The sequence below is a fragment of the Azotosporobacter soli genome, assembly GCF_030542965.1.
Taxonomy (GTDB): Bacteria; Bacillota; Negativicutes; order SG130; family SG130; genus Azotosporobacter; species Azotosporobacter soli.
On sequence record NZ_JAUAOA010000001.1, the window covers coordinates 1 to 16,455 of the forward strand.

The window sequence follows — 16,455 nt, forward strand, 5'->3', positions numbered from 1 at the left end:
GTGGCCGTTCATCCTCTCAGACCGGCTACTGATCGTCGCCTTGGTGGGCCATTACCCCTCCAACTAGCTAATCAGACGCAGACCCATCTCTAAGCGGTAGCATATTCAGAGGCCACCTTCAAACAGCATCCCATGCGAGGCACTGTTCACATTCGGTATTAGCAACCCTTTCGAGTTGTTGTCCCCATCTTAGAGGCAGGTTATCTACGCGTTACTCACCCGTTCGCCACTATTTGTTGTTCAACACCCAACCTTCAACTGAAGTGTTATCCTCTTTGATAACGCGTTCCCTCTTCGCTTTCGCTCATCGGTAACGCCTCCGCAAAGATTCGGTGTTAAACAACAAACCGTTCGACTTGCATGTGTTAGGCACGCCGCCAGCGTTCGTCCTGAGCCAGGATCAAACTCTCCATAAAATTATGAAGAAGCTTCATCAGCTCTTTATAACAAAAACATATTGTTTGTTGAGCCATCATCACCGAAGCGATGACGTCTCCGCACATCTGGCTTTTCATTCTTTTCCACATTGTTCAGTTTTCAAGGAGCACCACCGCTTTCGCGGCCGGAACATTAGTTTAGCACAGTCACTCGAACCATGTCAACTACTTGTTTCCGTTTTTCTTTTTCAGTTGCTGCCGCCGTTTGGCGACTTGCCTAGTATACCATAATCCGTTTTCTCTGTACAGCCTATTTGCCAAAAAGTTGATATAAAATAATCGCCGCTACGCCAGGCAAGCCAAAAAAGCCAGCAATTACAGCCGTCAACGGGTTAAGCGGTACCGAAAAATGTATGTATGCGCCGACAAAATTGACGACCCACAACAAGATGCCGCCGATGATTCCGTTATATACTAATTTGAAAAACAATCGGATCGGCAACGTGAACAATTTGCAAATCACATACAATGCGATCAACGCACCGACAAAAGCTAATAGTACCGTCATGCTCATCATCCAAAACCACCTTCATCGCATTCTTATTTCATTATAGTAATAGAAAACCGCCGCCATTGCAAACGGCAGCGGTCTATGTCGTCTCGCAAACCCCGTCGTCCCCACGAACGAACCAGTCGGCACCGCCGACGAAGTTCGCCCCTCACTTTGCAAAAGCAAGGCGGCTGTCGAGACGCAGACCGGCCTAGGCGGCAGGGGCGAGCCGCCCACAGGCGTACCGAAAGGTACGTTGAGGACTGGCGAACTCCTGCCAACAACGACCGGCGAAGCGTATCGGCAGTCGCCGCCTACATTTCGCGACGGTTTTCGAGAGCCTTGGAGAGCGTCACCTCGTCCGCATACTCCAAATCCCCGCCCACCGGCAAGCCGTGTGCAATGCGCGTAACCATCACGCCGAGCGGTTTCAGGAGCTTTGCGACATACATCGCGGTCGCTTCCCCTTCGACATCCGGATTGCTGGCCATAATGACTTCCGTCACCTGATCGCGATGGATGCGTTCCAAGAGTTCTCTAATCTTCAAATTATCCGGCCCGATTCCTTCGAGCGGCGAAAGGTGTCCATGCAAAACATGATAGCGGCCTTTAAATTCGCGCGTTCGTTCCATCGCAGCCACATCCCGCGGTTCTTCCACCACGCAGATTTGTTTGACGTCACGCTCCGCGGAACGGCAAATGCGGCATGGATCTGCATCGGTCAGATCAAAACAGGTCTGGCAATAGCCGATTTTTTCTTTGGCTTCGAGAATCGCTTGCGCGAGTCCTTTCGCTTTCCCCTTATCCATTTCCAAGATATGATACGATAATCGCACCGCCGTCTTGGCGCCGATTCCCGGCAGTCCTCTGAATTGCTCGATCAATTTGGCCAACGGCCCAATGTGTTTCATAAACGCTTAGAACAATCCTTTAGGTAAATTCATGCCGCCAGTCAGTTTGCCCATTTCCTGCGCCATCATGTCGTCGACTTTCTGCGTTGCTTCATTGAAAGCCGCCGCCATCAGGTCTTCGAGCATTTCTACGTCTTCCGGGTCTACGGCCGCCGGAGAAATCGACAGCGACTGCACTTGCTTCTCGCCGTTCATGACGATTTTTACCGCCCCGCCGCCGGCCGATACTTCAACCGTACGCAGTTTCAGTTCTTCCTGCAGTTTCGCCATATCGGTCTGCAGTTTCTGCATTTTCTTCATCATACCGCCCATATTTCCCATGTTCCCAAACATTATGATTCCCCCTTAATTTTCTTTTACCGTTACATTGCCGCCAAACATTTCAATGGCTTTTTCCACTGCCGGATGCATTTTTTCAGCGTCCGGCACACTTTGTTTCGCTGCAGCAGGCGATTTCCCCTGCGACGCAGCGCTCTTTTTCGGCACTGCGACGCTAGGAGTTCCCGCTCCCAGTATACAATAGAGATTCACCCTTCGGCCAGTAATTTGTGCCAAAGATTGTTCAATCAATTCCTTGTAATCCGGTTTTTCCGTCCGTTCTTTCGGAAACGCCGCCGCAAATTGCACGGTGGCCTGTTTCTCCGTAAGCCCGACCAACTGCCCCTGCGCCACGCAAGCGTGTACAGAGCGTTTACCGCCTTGGACCAATCCCTGCAGCAACTGCCCCCACACGGCAGTCAGATCGTCAGGCAACGGTTTTGCCGTCGCTGCCGCAACGGCCGCACTGTTGTCCGGCGCCGCTTGTTCCACTTTCACTGCAGGACGAGCCACCCGCGCATTTTGCGGCGACGCCTCAAATACAGGGGGCGAAGACGACACGCTTACGGCTCCGCCTTGCAAAAGCTTAGCCAACTTTGCTTCAAGCGCCTCGATCCGGGCAACCAATTGCCCTTCCTCGGCTCCGCCGCTGTTGCGCCGGCAGGCCGACAATAGCGCCATCTCGACCGCAAAACGTGGCTCTGCAGCATAGCGCGCCTCCGTTCCGCCCTGGTGGAGAATATTCAATATATTCATGACGTCAGCCGCTGGCAATGCCTTCGCCTGCTCCGCCAATTTTTCCCGCTGTCCTTCCGGCACGCTGATCTCAGGGGCCGCCTGAAACAACATGATCGTCCTCATGTACTGCGATAATTCACTGATCACTTGGCGCGGATCTTTGCCGAGCGCCAACAGCTCCTCTAGCGTAAAAAGCAGGTCTTTCGGCTCACGTTTTGCCAGCGCATCGGTAAAGCGGCATAACCATTCATGCCCGACCAGGCCTAGCATATTCCTCACTTTTACAGCCGTTACGATCTGATCATCCATGACCGCGCACTGGTCTAAAATACTCAGCGCATCACGCATTCCGCCATCCGCGTGCGCCGCAATCAGTTCAAGCGCCGCCGCTTCCGCTTCGATTCCACTGCCGTCCGCCACTTCACGCAGCCGCGCTACCATCTCCGGCAAACCGATACGCCGGAAGTCATAACGCTGACAGCGCGAATGAATGGTCGCCGGAATCTTATGCGATTCGGTCGTCGCCAGGATGAAGACAACATGGGGCGGCGGTTCCTCTAACGTCTTTAAGAGTGCATTGAACGCTTCCGTCGTCAGCATATGTACTTCATCGATGATATAGACTTTATACCGGCCATCGACCGGCGCAAACTTGACCGTCTCGCGTAAATCCCGGATCTCATCGATACCGCGGTTGGAGGCAGCATCGATCTCAAAGACATCCATCGACGAGCCGTTGTTGATCTTCAGGCAGGCATCGCACTGGTTGCAAGGCTCCGGCGTCGGCCCCTTTTCGCAATTGAGGGCTTTGGCCACAATCTTGGCAGTACTGGTTTTTCCCGTCCCGCGCGGGCCGGAAAACAAATAGGCATGGGCAATTCTGCCCGAGCCAATCGCATTTCTCAGCGTCACGCCGATATGATCCTGTCCGACCAGGTTGTCAAAGTCTTGAGGCCGCCATTGTCGATAAAGCGCAACATACGCCATAGCCGCTGCACCTCCTTTTTACATTCTGCATTACCTTAATTCCACATTAGCGTTTCGTTTCCTGTACCCCTATGAAAAAGAAGCAACCAGCATGGCTGATTGCTTCTTTTCCGTCCGTTTTTAGAGCCGGTTCACGACAAAAACCAGGCGCCCTCGCGGCACATGAGAATAATCACTTACCGTTGCTTCCTTCCGGACCTGGCGGGGTTCATGAGTTCCCATTGCGCAAGACCCGGCTTTTGCCGTGATCCCACCCTAAAATGAATAAATGGCCCAACCCGAAGTGTAAAGCCAAATATAACGAACGTACTATATGATTTTCTGCCATCCAGCATATAAATGGCGGAGAGAGAGGGATTCGAACCCTCGGTACAGTTTCCCGTACACACGCTTTCCAGGCGTGCTCCTTCAACCGCTCGGACATCTCTCCGGATCCACACTTTATGTATTATAAAGCATGGGCATCTAAAAAGCAAGCCTAACCAGTAACTTTTTTACGTTTGCATTCATTTTATGTAAATATATATTTCGCACTTTATTCTACAACCAATTTTTCGGCAAGGAGGCGCCTTGGTTATAACGGTATTGATTCACCGGCCGTCCGACAGCGCCGTATTGCGCTTCCATAATCAAGAGACCTAACTCCTGCAGGAATTTGAGATACTTTCGAATTGAGACTTGCGAAATTCCAACGACTACAGCCATCTCTTCCGCGGTAAATTCCTGTTCCACACTGCTGACGCTTTCCCATACGCGGCGCAGCGTATTGCGCTCGACCCCTTTGGGAAGAATCAGCGCCGACCGTTCTTCCGGCTGTGCACGAGAGAAAACCTTGCGATCCAAATCCTCCTGACTGACCTGCTTCAGATCATTCATCCATTCGCAGCGTTGACGATAACGCTGCAGCGCGCCTTGAAAACGGTCAAATTGGAATGGTTTCACTAAATAATCGACCGCCCCCTGACGCAATGCTTCCAAAATACTCTTTTGATCCTTCGCGGCCGTAACCAGGATCACATCGACGCTATACTGTTCTTTGCGAATATGATTAATCAGATCCAAACCGCTCATTCCCGGCATATAGACATCGACCAGCAAGAGGTCGACTTCTGTTTCTTGCAAGGCTTCCAGCGCTTCTTCGCCGCTGCGGCATGAGCCAAGCAAAACGAATCCACTCATCTGCTCCAAATAACGTCGATTCAGATCCGCCACCATAGGATCATCTTCCACAATCATCACACGAATCATTTTCATCCCTCCACTCCTGTAACGGCATCGTAATCGTAATTCGTTCCCGGCCCTCGCTCGGACGACGCCTCTGTAGAGTCGCCCCCCGCGTTTCCGCCAACACTGTCAGCCGCAAAAGGCCATCCGAACGCTCGACGTTTCGTGCCGAAAAATCAAGTTCTGCCGCTACATATCCTTCATCCGCCCACAACGCAAGTACGACGTCCCCCATCGCTTCGCGTTCCGGCAACGCAAACACTTCCATCAACAAGGCATCCAGCAAAGCGATCCATTGGCGAGCCATCACTTCCGTCAGGACGCGCAGCTCACTGTCCGGGTGCAGGAAGAACGACACCTTGCGCTCGCGCGCCTGACTCATCTTGCCCAGCAAAAAGCCCGATACCAGCGGATCCATGATCTTGACCCCGACATCCTCCAGTTCGCGTTGATTGCTTTCAACCACAAAACGGACATATTCCTCCAGTGCATCATAACGCTGCAATTGGACCATGCCCCAAATGACATGAAGCCGGTTCATGAACTCATGCGCTCGCGCCCTTAACGCTTCTATATAAGAATGCACGCCCGTCAATTCTTCCGCCAGACGCTCTACTTCCCCCTTATCATAAAAGGTCAGCAGCGCACCGATCAAACGACCTTCCAATAACAACGGCGTCCGACTGGCCAGTACGTTTTTTCCGCCCAACTGCATTTGCGTATCGGCCATACTTTGCCCAAGTTCCATCACTTCAAGCAAGCCCGCCCCCGGCAAGGAAGCTTCGATCCGTTTGCCGTACCATTCCTGTGCATCGCCTGAAAGCGATAAGATGCGCATCGCCTCATCGTTAACCAGCGTGATTTTCCCCTGTTCGTCAACGGACATCACGCCCGCGCGGACGGAAGCGAGGATCGCATTGCGCTGTGCCAGTTGGCGCGCAATCGTTTCCGGTTCCATCCCCCACATGATTTTTTTCACATGGCGGGCCATCCCCCATGCGGCCAATACGCCAAACGACAGTCCCGCCAGCAAAGCCCAGCACAAAGCCCGGTAGGTAGCCGCCAGCGACTCGGTCAGATCTTCGCGCAAAATCCCCACCAAAGCCACGCCAATCTGACGTTCTCCGTCATAAACCGGCACATAGGCGCGCAAAGTACGTCCGCCGCTCCCTTCAAAGGTAGCGACATGCATCTCGCCCCGCCAGGCTTTCTTTTTTTCTTCGCTGTCGATCGCCCGTTTCCCCACAGGGGCATCTTCCGGACGATAAAGGCGCTTTCCTTCCATGTCAAACACATTTACGATTTTGACCTTCGCCGTGTCTTTCATGGACTCGATATGTTCTTCCAGCACTGCTGACGGACGTACTCCCAGCAAAGCATCCCTTACGACTTCTTCCTTGGCAAGTATGCGGGCCAGCGTCACCGCCTGATATTCCGCATGGCTACGAGCTCCCTCGCCAAGTACTTTAAACAACACCGGCGTCAATACGGCCAACACAACCAAGACAACCGTTATCGCCAAAACCAGGATGCGACCCTGGAGGCTGAGCCGCTTCCAAAGTTTCATGAAAAATACCCCTTTTCTAACTTCGGTTTCATTATACCTTAGGTATTTATTCACTACAAGTGCTGTGCATCTTTGTCCTCAGTCTCATTTTCCCGTCACGGCCATTATGACCATTACTAGTAAGGCAGCCGACAATAGTCCTATCTGATTCTGTTGCATATTCCTCTCCTCCTTTTAAATTGTCGTCAGCTACACTTTCCACCTATCTTGGTTAAATCGTTTTTAAACAAAAAGAAAAGGCTTTGAAACAGCAGAAATAATATATTTCCACTCCATTCAGCCTCACAGTCATGGTAAGCCGATCAACTTTACGATTCCTTATGATAACACACCATTTTTTTCCTGTCAATCTTACTGTCGTATTTTCCCTCACAAACACGGGCCGCTTCTTTCCTTAAAAGTCATCCGCAGTTTTTCAGACTCGCCCTCCAGCATTGCGCACTCAACGTTTTTCCCGCAAAAAAAGCTCTGTAGTTTTTAAACTACAGAGCCGTACTTTCAATGGCGGAGAGGGTGGGATTCGAACCCACGGTCCCTTGCGGGACACTTGATTTCGAGTCAAGCACCTTCGACCACTCGGACACCTCTCCAAACTATGCTTTTTTCTGCCGCCGCCGTTCACGAAAGAATTCTTTCATAATTCCGGAACACTCCTCTTCCATCACGCCAGCCGTGACGGCCAAGCGATGGTTGAGCTTTTCGTGCTGTACGACATTGAACAGCGATTCCACCGCGCCCGCTTTGCTGTCAGGGCTGCCGTACACCAACCGGTCTACCCGGCTGTTGACCAGCGCTCCTGCGCACATCGGACAAGGTTCGATTGTCACATACAAGGTCGTTCCCGATAAACGCCAGCGTTCCAATTTGCGGCAGGCATCCTGGATGACGATCATCTCCGCATGTGCGGTAGCATCGTGTCCGATTTCTCTCAGGTTATGTCCCTTAGAGATGATCTGACCTTCACTGACCAATACGGCTCCGATAGGAACTTCGCCGAGCTCGAAGGCCTTACGCGCTTCTTCCAGGGCTAACGCCATATAGTCTCTATCATCCATGTTCAGTTCACCACGCATTATCGTTCTGTCTTGTTTGTGACGACCACTCTGATATTATAGCTTATAAACTGTCGCCATGCAATCCCTTATTTTCTATGTCAACATCGACTTTTCACTTTCTTACGGATGCTGACCACTTTCTTCTCCTGTCTGAATTGCACGCCTCACAAGACCGCCAAGTGAAAAGTCTCTAAATCATACTAGCTGTGCAATCTTTTCAATTACTTCTGATGCGGCGTCATCTTGAAACGATAGACTTCGCAAATTTCCTTTTCATAACCTGGGTAAAACCCTTTGACCATCCCCAATACAATACGGGAGCCGCGATTGTAAAGCACTACCAGTTCATCAGTCTTCGGATCCACCGCAAAGCCTTCGATCTCGCCTTGCTTCTTCACTTCGGTAAATGCTTTTTCCATTACTACGCTGGCATATGACTTGTCCGTAACATTGACGCGGTAGAGATGATCCGGTTCATCCAGATCAGCTGTACCATCATCGGCCGTCAGGTACAGCGAACCTTTCCAATAATAAATGCCCTGCTGCCATTGCGGCACGGCCTGCAAATGAACTTTGCGCAGATACGCTCCACTGTCGAGGCTGTATTCGTAAATATAACGGCCGCTTTCCTCGCCGACCCAGGAGCTCATCCAAACGGTCCGCTTGTCGCGATCCACGCAGATCGCCGACACTTCTTCCTGGCCACTGGACGGTTCGAAGGCAAAAGCGCGCTTGAATTTCAATGTTGCAGCATCATGAACAGCAATCTGAATGTCCTTGCCCACGCCATCCATGAAATTTTCCGCGCTGACAAACACTTCGCCATTAAAGACGTCAATGCCGCCAATATGATTAGCAAAAATAGGATAACCTTCAAACGGATTCTCATTGGCCAGCAGCAATTTTCCCGCCTTGTCATATTTGTACAACGCCTTACTGCCGCTGACATAATAGAAATCTCCGTCCGTCGTGACGCCTTGACGTCCCTTTACTTCGAACGAGCCAACCAGCGTATAGTCATAGTTTGCCAGTTTTTCCTGATCCGCCGGCGTAATTTTCGCCGCCGCGCTGCCGCTGCCGGTCGCCAGACAGAGCAGCATTAGGATAAGCGTGCATTTTTTTAACATGTTTGCGTCCTCCATATTCTTCTATTCTTTCAAGCTGGATTCTCATCTATTATTTCACGGATTTAACTCTTGCGAAATGCGGAAATTTTCCGATTTTTGTGTAAGTGTTTTTCTTACAACATCTACAAAGCATCTTGATTATTTTTCCGACGCCATATAACATAAGGCTATACTTTTCACCAGAAGGAGTACACGATTAATGAAAGACTGGAAAAATATTGTTGCCTTCATCATTTTTGCTGGTTTAATATACCTTTCTCTTACAGGCTGATGCCCCGCCTCGTTTTGCACCCATAACGCACAAAAAAAGAAATTCTCTCTGCAAAACAATCATGGACATCCTTCGCCAACAGAGAATCTTCACAGCCAACGCTTGCTCTTTACAATCACTAAAGGGCCGATCAGCAATCCGCTGCATCGGCCCTTTAGTGTCCCACTTTATACCGTAAATTTTTGTATCGACTCTTGCAGTTGGCTGGCCAAATCCGCCAGCCGTTTGACCCGTTGCGCAATTTCCTGAATCGTGGCGCTGGCTTCTTCGGTCAGAGCCGCCACGTCTTCGGTTCCGGCTGCGGTTTCTTCCGAGATGCTGGCAACATCGCTCAGTGCATGCCCCGCCAATTGCGCTTCTTTACTGAGCGACTGCGTCGCTTCACTGACCGAGCGCACATTCTCCTGCACGCTGCTCACCGCATCGGCAATCTGTCGGAATGCACCAACCATCTGCTGCAAGCCTTTTTCCTGATTTTCGACGACTTCGGTAACCGTGTCCATCTCGCTCGATGCATGATCGACGCCGATCTGCACTTCTTTGACGATATCGATGATCCTTGTTCCCGAGTGACTGACCTGTTCGGCTAACTTGCGGACTTCATCGGCCACGACGGCAAACCCTCTGCCGTGTTCGCCGGCGCGTGCCGCTTCAATCGCCGCATTCAGCGCGAGCAAGTTGGTCTGACTGGCAATGCCCTGAATGACCTGGACGATTTCACCGATTTCGCGCGATTTTTCCGCCAGTCCGGCGACCGCACTGCCTACCTTTTGGCAGACCGCTTTGTTTTCCGCCATTTTTTCTTCCTGCTCGCCAACCAGCCCCGCGCCGGTGGAAACAGCCAGTCCAGCCTGCTTAGTCAACGCGGCGGAATTCGTCATGTCCGAGCTGATATGTTCCAGTCCACTAACGATTTCGCGCAGTTTGTCGCTGCTGCTTTCCGCCGACATGGCTTGCGCAACGGCTCCTTTGGCCAGTTCAGTGATTGTGATTGCAATGCGCTCCGAACCTTTGCTGATTTCATCAATCGAAACGCTCATCTGTTGCGCATCTTTGACCACGGTGCCGCTAAGTCCGCGGGTATCGGTAATTAACGTTTTGATATTGCCGATAACCAGATTAAAAGTCTGCGCGATCAAACCGAGTTCATCTTTTTGTTTCAAATCGATGGATTTTGAAAAATCATACGCTTCCAGATGATTCAACAATGCGATGATTTTTTCGACTGCATTTTTGATCGGCGCAATAATCAAAAGATAGACAAAAGCCAACACAAGGCAAATAACGCTTACAACAGCAATGATAATTCGGTACATGAACGTATTTTTAATTTCCGTCAGGTCATCGACATAGATGCCGGTACCGACAATCCATTTCCATGGTTCAAAGCCTTTTACGTAGGAAAATTTCGGCTGCGGCGCATCTTTACCCGGTTTAGGCCATTGATAGCGTACAAGCCCCTCGCCATTTTTCTTGACCGTTTCCGCAAACTCGCTAAAAATACGCAAGCCATTCGGATCTTTCAGTTCGCTGACGTTTTGTCCATCCAGTTCCGGCTTCATCGGATGCGCAATCATCACCGGAGTATAATCATTAATCCAAAAGTATTCATCCTCGGCATAACGCAACTTTTTAATTTCCTGTTTGGCCCGTTCTTTTGCCGCCCCTTCCTGCATTCGTCCCGCTTTGACTTCATCATTGTAAAACTCCATGATGTGATAGGCGGTTTCCGTCAGATTTTTAATCTTTGTTTCCGCATCGCGTTCCAGTGCATTGCTTAGCGTCGGCAAAATATAAAAAGCAACCAAAGCGCCAAACGACGCACTGAGGATCAGGACGACCAATACGATTTTGCTGGCTAAATGCATATTGTTCAGCCATTTCACAGTACCGCCCCCATTTCAAAATAATGACGTTTTATAATAGCATTCGCTTTTTTTATCCCACTTCCTTCCATATAAATAAAAACATTCCATCTACTTTCCCCAAAACAGATGGAATGTTTTTTATTCATAGCGTAATGCATCAATCGGATCAAGCAGCGCCGCTTTGCGCGCGGGATAAATACCAAAAAACAAACCGATGCCAATCGTCAGACTGAACGCGCTGATGATCGCATGATAGGAAAGAACCGTCGTCCAGCCTGCCACTGCGGAAACGATATACGATGCCGCACTGCCGCAGAGGATGCCGATGATTCCGCCGCTGACGCTGATGACGATCGCTTCCGCCAGAAATTGCAGCAAGATGTTGCCGTAACTGGCGCCAAGCGCTTTGCGGATGCCAATCTCCCTTGTCCGCTCCGTCACCGAAACCAACATGATATTCATCACGCCGATGCCGCCGACTAGCAGTGCGATCGCGGCCACCGCCGCAAGAAAAAGCGTGATGGTCGCCGTGTTTTCCTGCATCGTCGCCATTAGCGCCGTCATATTTCGTACTGTAAAATCATTTTCCGCATTGGCGGCGATGTGATGGCGCGTTCTTATGAGCTGCGCTATCTCTTCCTGCACACGCTCGATTTCACCGCTTTCCGTCACTTGGATACTGATGGAATGCACATAATTTATCCCCATCAAACGTTCCTGTCCTGTCGTCAACGGAATCACGACAAGATCGTCCTGATCCTGCCCCATGGAAGACTGTCCCTTCGCCGCCAAAACGCCAATCACGCGAAACGGGGCGTTATCGACACGAATCATTTGTCCGACTGGCGATGCATTGCCAAACAGGTTTTCTGCTACCGTTTGTCCGATCACGGCAACGCGGTTGCGCATCGTTTCATCGCTGCTGCTAAAGCTCGCACCAACTGCCAAAGAGTAATTGCGTAGAGCAAAAAACTCCGGCGTCGCCCCCTGCACCGACGTCTTCCAGTTCTGGTTGCCGTAGACAAGTCTGCACTGTTGGCTGACGGTCGGCGCAACCGCTTCTACGCCGCTTATTTCGCGCGTAATCGCTTTTGCATCCTGGTTCGTTAATGTAATGTTTGACCCGGCCGCCAAACGAACGCCGCCTGACGGTGAATTCGCGCCCGGCATCACGATCAATAAATTGCTGCCTAAGCTGGCAATCGAGCTTTGCACTTTTTTCTGCACGCCGAGTCCGATCGAGACCATCGCGACAACGGCCGCGACGCCGACGATAATGCCGAGCATCGTCAATAGCGAACGCAGTTTGTTGCTTTTTAAGCCTTCCCAGGCAATCAGGATACTCTCTCGGAACAATGCTCTTCCTCCTTGCGCCGTTCGTCATTGACGATTTTTCCGTCACGCACCTGAATGACCCGCTCGGCATATGCGGCGATCTCCGGTTCATGCGTGACCAAAATCAACGTTCGACCAGCCTTGTGCAGACGGCTGAAAATTTTCATGATCTCTTCACTGGAACGACTGTCCAGATTACCGGTCGGCTCATCGGCAATGACGAGGGGCGGATTGTTAAAGAGCGCTCTGGCAATCGCAACCCGCTGCCGCTGACCGCCGGACAATTCGTTCGGGCGATGATGCATCCGCTCTGCCAGTCCAACGGCATCGAGCATTTCTTCCGCCCGCGCAAGACGCTCCTTTTTCCCGAGTCCGGCATACAAGCCCGGCAAGGCGACGTTATACAAAGCCGAAATGCGCGGCAGCAAATTAAAATTTTGAAAGACAAAACCGATGGTTCGATTACGAATCGCGGCCAATTGATCCATTGTCAGTTTCGCCGTCTCGCTCCCGTTTAAGAGATACGAGCCTTCGCTCGGCCGATCCAGACAGCCCAGAATATTCATCAGCGTCGATTTGCCGGAGCCGGACGGGCCGGTGATCGCGACAAACTCACCTGCACTTATTTCAAGATCAATGCCGCTTAGCACCAACAGCATCTCACTGCCCATATGGTATGACTTTTGCAGCTTTTTCAGCTCAATCATGATCTACCCTCCTGACGCCTACATCGGCGGCGGCCCCTGCATTTGATTGTTGCTTGTTTTAGTCTTTGACGTCGGCAACACAATTTGATCTCCTTCCTGCAAACCGCTGATCACTTCTGTTTTTTCATCGTCGCTCAGGCCCGTTTTGATTTCAACTGTCTCTATTTTTCCGTCCTGCATGACCTGCACGCAACGTTTTCCTTTGACGTCCTTAATGGCCGTCAGCGGCACCGTCAATACCGCCTTTCTTTCATTGATCTGTATCGTCGCTCTGGCCGTCATGCCGGGGTAAAGCAAATCATCCGCCGCATCAACATCGACATACACTTTGTAATAGACGACATTCGACGTTGTGGTCGCTTCTTTCGAGATGCTGCTCACGCGGCCCTGAAAGGTTCTATCGCTGTAAGAATCGACCGTAAACGAAACGCTTTGCCCTACTTTCACCTTGCCGATATCGGTTTCATCGACGGAAACCTTGATCTGCATTTTCGACATGTCGGCGATTGTCATGATGACCTGCGGCGTCGAAATCCCCTGTGCCACCGTCTGCCCTGCCGGAGTCGGTTTGCCAACCACGACGCCGTCGAGCGGCGAGGTAATGATGTAATAGTCAAGCTGCAACGCAAAATTGTCATAGTTCGCTTTTGCCACTAAGTAATTGGTTCTGTCGGTTTCCAGTTGTTGCGCCGCTTGCGCGCCGGCTGCGCTCAACTTTTTGCTGCGTTCGTAAATAGCCGCATAATTATCGAGCTGCGCCTGATACTGCGCAATTTGCGCGCGCAGCGTCGAATCGTCCAAGACGACGACGACTTGCCCGGCTTTAACTCTTTCGTTTTCCTGCACCTTCAATTCGCGAATCAGACCAGTCACGCGCGAAGAAATTTCCACCGAGTTGAGCGCCGCAATCGTTCCTGTCGCAGCAACCGTCGCTTGAATGTCCGCACGACTCACCGCCGTTGTTTTCGTTTCTACAGAGGCAGCATTATTTTTGCTTTGGTAATAAAAAAAACCGCCTGCCGTCAGCGCACCGACGCAGAGCAGCGCAGCAGCCCATCGCCAAATTTTTTCCCGCTTCATCAGCGCACTCCTTTTCCATTCTTTCTATTTCTTTCAGCATAGACAGCTTATGTCACAGTTTTGTTACAGCTCCGTCTAAAAACCAGCAACTTTCTTTCCTGTGCATTGACGTTGCCGTCCGCAAACCGTATCCTAATAGATGACATACCTATAAGGAGCGTCTTAGCATGAAAAAAACGATCTTGCTGGTTGATGATGAACCACGCATGCGCAAACTGCTCTCCGATTTTCTCAGCCGCGAAAGCTATGCAATTGTTGAAGCCGACAACGGACAGTCCGCATTGGAAATCGCCGCTGCTGGAGGCATCGATCTCGTGATCCTCGACGTGATGATGCCGGTTCACGACGGCTGGACAGTCTGCCGTGAGCTGCGCAAAAAATCGACCCTACCGATTATCCTCTTGACCGCCAAAGGCGAGGAAAGCGATCAGTTGCTCGGTTTTGAACTCGGCGCCGACGAATATATCACCAAGCCTTTTAGCCCTCGCGTATTATGCGCCCGCGTCAACGCGCTCTTTCGCCGTCTGGAAAGCGAAGCAGCCACCGCCTACGACGGACTGGTCATCGATCAGTCTGCGCACACCGTTTCCAGTGACGGCGCCCTACTGGATCTCAGTCCAAAGGAATATGACCTTCTTTCCTTTCTCGCCGCCAACAGCGGTCGCGCTTTGAGCCGCGAACAGATCCTGAATCAGGTTTGGAGCTATGACTATTTTGGCGACCTGCGCACTGTGGACACGCACATCAACCGCTTGCGCACCAAACTGGGCGCGCACAGCACACTGATCCAGACGATTCGTGGCTTCGGCTACCGTTTTGAGGTGAGCAAATGAGATCGATCCGCACCCGCCTTTTCCGCAACATCACCTGTCTGATCCTTTGTTTCGTCCTTGCTGTTTGGGCCTTGGGCGCTCTTTTTATGGAAGATTTTTATCTCTGGCAAAAAAAAAGCAGCCTGATTGAAAACAGCCGTCGCATCGCCGCTCTTTATGCACAAAACGATCCCTCTTTTTCCTTAGAGATGAACCGCATTGCCAACCATCTCGGCACTCATGTCGTCATCCTCGATGCCGAAGGACACATCAAGCAAAACACCTTTAGTTTTTTCCACGACACTCACCCGGAAGGGCCGGATTCTCCGCCTCCGCCGCGCGGTCCCCGCCCCTCATTTTTGACAAAAAGCCAGGAGACAATTGATGCGGATACGACCATTGCGCTGGAACACGATCAAATGCTGCGCATCGATTTCATGGCCTTGGAGCATAAACTGCCAAACGGCGATCTTCTCCTGCTCAAACTTCCGCTCCCAAGCATCAAGGAAAGCGCCGCTTACGCCAATCGTTTCCTCAGCCTGACCGCCTTCTTTTTTCTCTTGGCCGGCAGTCTTTGGGCCTACCGTTTCGCGCGCGACTTCACCGCGCCCTTGCTTGAACTTGACGGCATCGCGCAAAACATGTCCCGCCTCGATTTTTCCCGTACCTGCTCAATCAGCACGCAGGATGAACTCGGCAATCTCGGCCAGAGCATCAACCATTTGTCCGGTCAACTAAGCCAGACAATTTATGAGCTGAATGAAAAAAACGAGCAACTGACCGTAGAGATCGCCAAAGAAAAACAGCTCGACAGTTTGCGTAAGACCTTCGTCTCCAGCGTCTCGCACGAGTTAAAAACTCCGATCGCTTTGATTCTCGGCTATGCCGAAGGACTGAAAGAAGATATTGCCGACGATGCCGCCAGCAAAGACTATTACGCTTCGGTCATCGTCGATGAAGCGGAAAAAATGGATCGCCTAGTCAAGGATCTGCTTAATCTTTCGCAGCTCGAAGGCGGCTATTTTCATTTGGAGAAAACGGATTTTGACCTTTCCTCGCTGATCGATGCCGTTTTGCAGCCTTACCAGTCTCTGCTGCTGGAAAAGAAGATTCGCCTTTGCTTGGAAAAGCCCTCTGTCCAACCGGTTCACGGCGATATCCTGCGCACCGAGCAAGTTCTGCTCAATTTATTGACCAATGCTCTTGACCATGTCGATATCGGCGGCGAGCTGGCGATCCGCTGCCAGATCGCAGGCGAGCATTGCCGGGTGAGCGTATATAATTCGGGCAGCCAAATTCCATCCGACGCAATCGACCACCTCTGGCAAAGTTTTTACAAAGCCGATCCCGCCCGCACCCGGCACCTCGGAGGTTACGGACTCGGTCTTTCGATCGTCCGCGCCATTCAGGAGCTGCACGGCAACGCCTACGGCGTCGCCAATCAAACCGACGGCGTACTCTTCTGGGTCGATTTTCGCACCGCCGCTGCGCTATAACATTTTTTGCCTGATTGTAACAAGACTGTGAC

At 51.3% G+C, this 16,455-nt stretch carries 14 protein-coding genes, 2 tRNA genes, 1 rRNA gene and 1 other RNA gene; 2 read left to right on the forward strand and 16 right to left on the reverse strand.

The features are described 5' to 3' along the window. From QTL79_RS00005 to QTL79_RS00080, 16 genes are all read right to left on the reverse strand, one after another. Positions 1-416 (reverse strand): 16S ribosomal RNA (locus QTL79_RS00005); the annotation flags it as partial. 271 nt (positions 417-687) lie between these two features. Further along, complete coding sequence (locus tag QTL79_RS00010; RefSeq protein ID WP_346352873.1) at positions 688-954, reverse strand: pro-sigmaK processing inhibitor BofA family protein; 267 nt, start codon at positions 952-954, stop codon at positions 688-690. A 287-nt stretch (positions 955-1,241) separates the two neighbouring features. Further along, positions 1,242-1,838, reverse strand: coding sequence for a recombination mediator RecR (recR, locus tag QTL79_RS00015; protein ID WP_346352874.1), 597 nt, complete (start codon positions 1,836-1,838; stop codon positions 1,242-1,244). A gap of 6 nt (positions 1,839-1,844) precedes the next feature. Next, positions 1,845-2,171 carry a YbaB/EbfC family nucleoid-associated protein gene (locus QTL79_RS00020; RefSeq protein WP_346352875.1) on the reverse strand — a complete coding sequence of 109 codons (327 nt, stop codon included), beginning with the start codon at positions 2,169-2,171 and terminating at the stop codon, positions 1,845-1,847. A gap of 12 nt (positions 2,172-2,183) precedes the next feature. Further along, positions 2,184-3,881 carry a DNA polymerase III subunit gamma/tau gene (gene dnaX, locus QTL79_RS00025; protein ID WP_346352876.1) on the reverse strand — a complete coding sequence of 566 codons (1,698 nt, stop codon included), beginning with the start codon at positions 3,879-3,881 and terminating at the stop codon, positions 2,184-2,186. Between the two features lie 138 nt (positions 3,882-4,019). Further along, an RNA gene (gene ffs / locus QTL79_RS00030) (signal recognition particle sRNA small type) lies at positions 4,020-4,119 on the reverse strand. A 102-nt stretch (positions 4,120-4,221) separates the two neighbouring features. Continuing rightward, positions 4,222-4,311 (reverse strand) — tRNA-Ser (locus QTL79_RS00035). Between the two features lie 110 nt (positions 4,312-4,421). After that, positions 4,422-5,135: a response regulator gene (locus QTL79_RS00040; protein WP_346352877.1), complete on the reverse strand. Its 714-nt coding sequence runs from the start codon at positions 5,133-5,135 to the stop codon at positions 4,422-4,424. Next, the gene (locus QTL79_RS00045; protein WP_346352878.1) at positions 5,101-6,672 is read right to left on the reverse strand and encodes a Spo0B domain-containing protein; all 1,572 of its coding nucleotides are present in this window, start codon (positions 6,670-6,672) and stop codon (positions 5,101-5,103) included. The genes QTL79_RS00040 and QTL79_RS00045 overlap by 35 nt, the downstream gene beginning before the upstream one ends. 502 nt (positions 6,673-7,174) lie before the next feature. After that, positions 7,175-7,262, reverse strand: a tRNA-Ser gene (locus QTL79_RS00050). Positions 7,263-7,265: 3 nt separating this feature from the next. Continuing rightward, on the reverse strand, positions 7,266-7,727 hold the full coding sequence (gene tadA / locus QTL79_RS00055) for a tRNA adenosine(34) deaminase TadA (protein ID WP_346352879.1): 462 nt from the start codon (positions 7,725-7,727) through the stop codon (positions 7,266-7,268). A 221-nt stretch (positions 7,728-7,948) separates the two neighbouring features. Next, a complete protein-coding gene (locus tag QTL79_RS00060; RefSeq protein ID WP_346352880.1) occupies positions 7,949-8,854 on the reverse strand; it encodes a hypothetical protein in 906 nt (301 codons plus the stop codon). Positions 8,855-9,292: 438 nt separating this feature from the next. Beyond that, a complete protein-coding gene (locus QTL79_RS00065) occupies positions 9,293-11,011 on the reverse strand; it encodes a methyl-accepting chemotaxis protein (protein WP_346352881.1) in 1,719 nt (572 codons plus the stop codon). A gap of 120 nt (positions 11,012-11,131) precedes the next feature. Next, positions 11,132-12,349, reverse strand: coding sequence for an ABC transporter permease (locus QTL79_RS00070; RefSeq protein WP_346352882.1), 1,218 nt, complete (start codon positions 12,347-12,349; stop codon positions 11,132-11,134). Beyond that, a complete protein-coding gene (locus QTL79_RS00075; RefSeq protein WP_346352883.1) occupies positions 12,328-13,035 on the reverse strand; it encodes an ABC transporter ATP-binding protein in 708 nt (235 codons plus the stop codon). The genes QTL79_RS00070 and QTL79_RS00075 overlap by 22 nt, the downstream gene beginning before the upstream one ends. 18 nt (positions 13,036-13,053) lie before the next feature. Beyond that, a complete protein-coding gene (locus QTL79_RS00080) occupies positions 13,054-14,115 on the reverse strand; it encodes an efflux RND transporter periplasmic adaptor subunit (protein ID WP_346352884.1) in 1,062 nt (353 codons plus the stop codon). Positions 14,116-14,282: 167 nt separating this feature from the next. Here QTL79_RS00080 and QTL79_RS00085 point away from each other — a divergent pair, with 167 nt between their 5' ends. Together QTL79_RS00085 and QTL79_RS00090 are read left to right on the forward strand one after the other, a co-directional pair. Then, positions 14,283-14,948, forward strand: a complete 666-nt coding sequence (locus tag QTL79_RS00085) for a response regulator transcription factor (RefSeq protein ID WP_346352885.1) — start codon at positions 14,283-14,285, stop codon at positions 14,946-14,948. Further along, a complete protein-coding gene (locus QTL79_RS00090; protein WP_346352886.1) occupies positions 14,945-16,423 on the forward strand; it encodes a sensor histidine kinase in 1,479 nt (492 codons plus the stop codon). The genes QTL79_RS00085 and QTL79_RS00090 overlap by 4 nt, the downstream gene beginning before the upstream one ends. Positions 16,424-16,455 lie beyond the last annotated feature (32 nt).

Excerpts from the sequence above, each read along its gene's own strand:
- dnaX (WP_346352876.1), bottom strand. The coding sequence starts at position 3,881 with ATGGCGTATGTTGCGCTTTATCGACAATGGCGGCCTCAAGACTTTGAC.
- recR (WP_346352874.1), bottom strand. The coding sequence starts at position 1,838 with ATGAAACACATTGGGCCGTTGGCCAAATTGATCGAGCAATTCAGAGGA.
- QTL79_RS00080 (WP_346352884.1), bottom strand. The coding sequence starts at position 14,115 with ATGAAGCGGGAAAAAATTTGGCGATGGGCTGCTGCGCTGCTCTGCGTC.
- QTL79_RS00040 (WP_346352877.1), bottom strand. The coding sequence starts at position 5,135 with ATGAAAATGATTCGTGTGATGATTGTGGAAGATGATCCTATGGTGGCG.
- QTL79_RS00045 (WP_346352878.1), bottom strand. The coding sequence starts at position 6,672 with ATGAAACTTTGGAAGCGGCTCAGCCTCCAGGGTCGCATCCTGGTTTTG.
- QTL79_RS00090 (WP_346352886.1), top strand. The coding sequence starts at position 14,945 with ATGAGATCGATCCGCACCCGCCTTTTCCGCAACATCACCTGTCTGATC.
- QTL79_RS00020 (WP_346352875.1), bottom strand. The coding sequence starts at position 2,171 with ATGTTTGGGAACATGGGAAATATGGGCGGTATGATGAAGAAAATGCAG.
- QTL79_RS00075 (WP_346352883.1), bottom strand. The coding sequence starts at position 13,035 with ATGATTGAGCTGAAAAAGCTGCAAAAGTCATACCATATGGGCAGTGAG.
- QTL79_RS00010 (WP_346352873.1), bottom strand. The coding sequence starts at position 954 with ATGATGAGCATGACGGTACTATTAGCTTTTGTCGGTGCGTTGATCGCA.
- QTL79_RS00060 (WP_346352880.1), bottom strand. The coding sequence starts at position 8,854 with ATGTTAAAAAAATGCACGCTTATCCTAATGCTGCTCTGTCTGGCGACC.
- tadA (WP_346352879.1), bottom strand. The coding sequence starts at position 7,727 with ATGGATGATAGAGACTATATGGCGTTAGCCCTGGAAGAAGCGCGTAAG.
- QTL79_RS00085 (WP_346352885.1), top strand. The coding sequence starts at position 14,283 with ATGAAAAAAACGATCTTGCTGGTTGATGATGAACCACGCATGCGCAAA.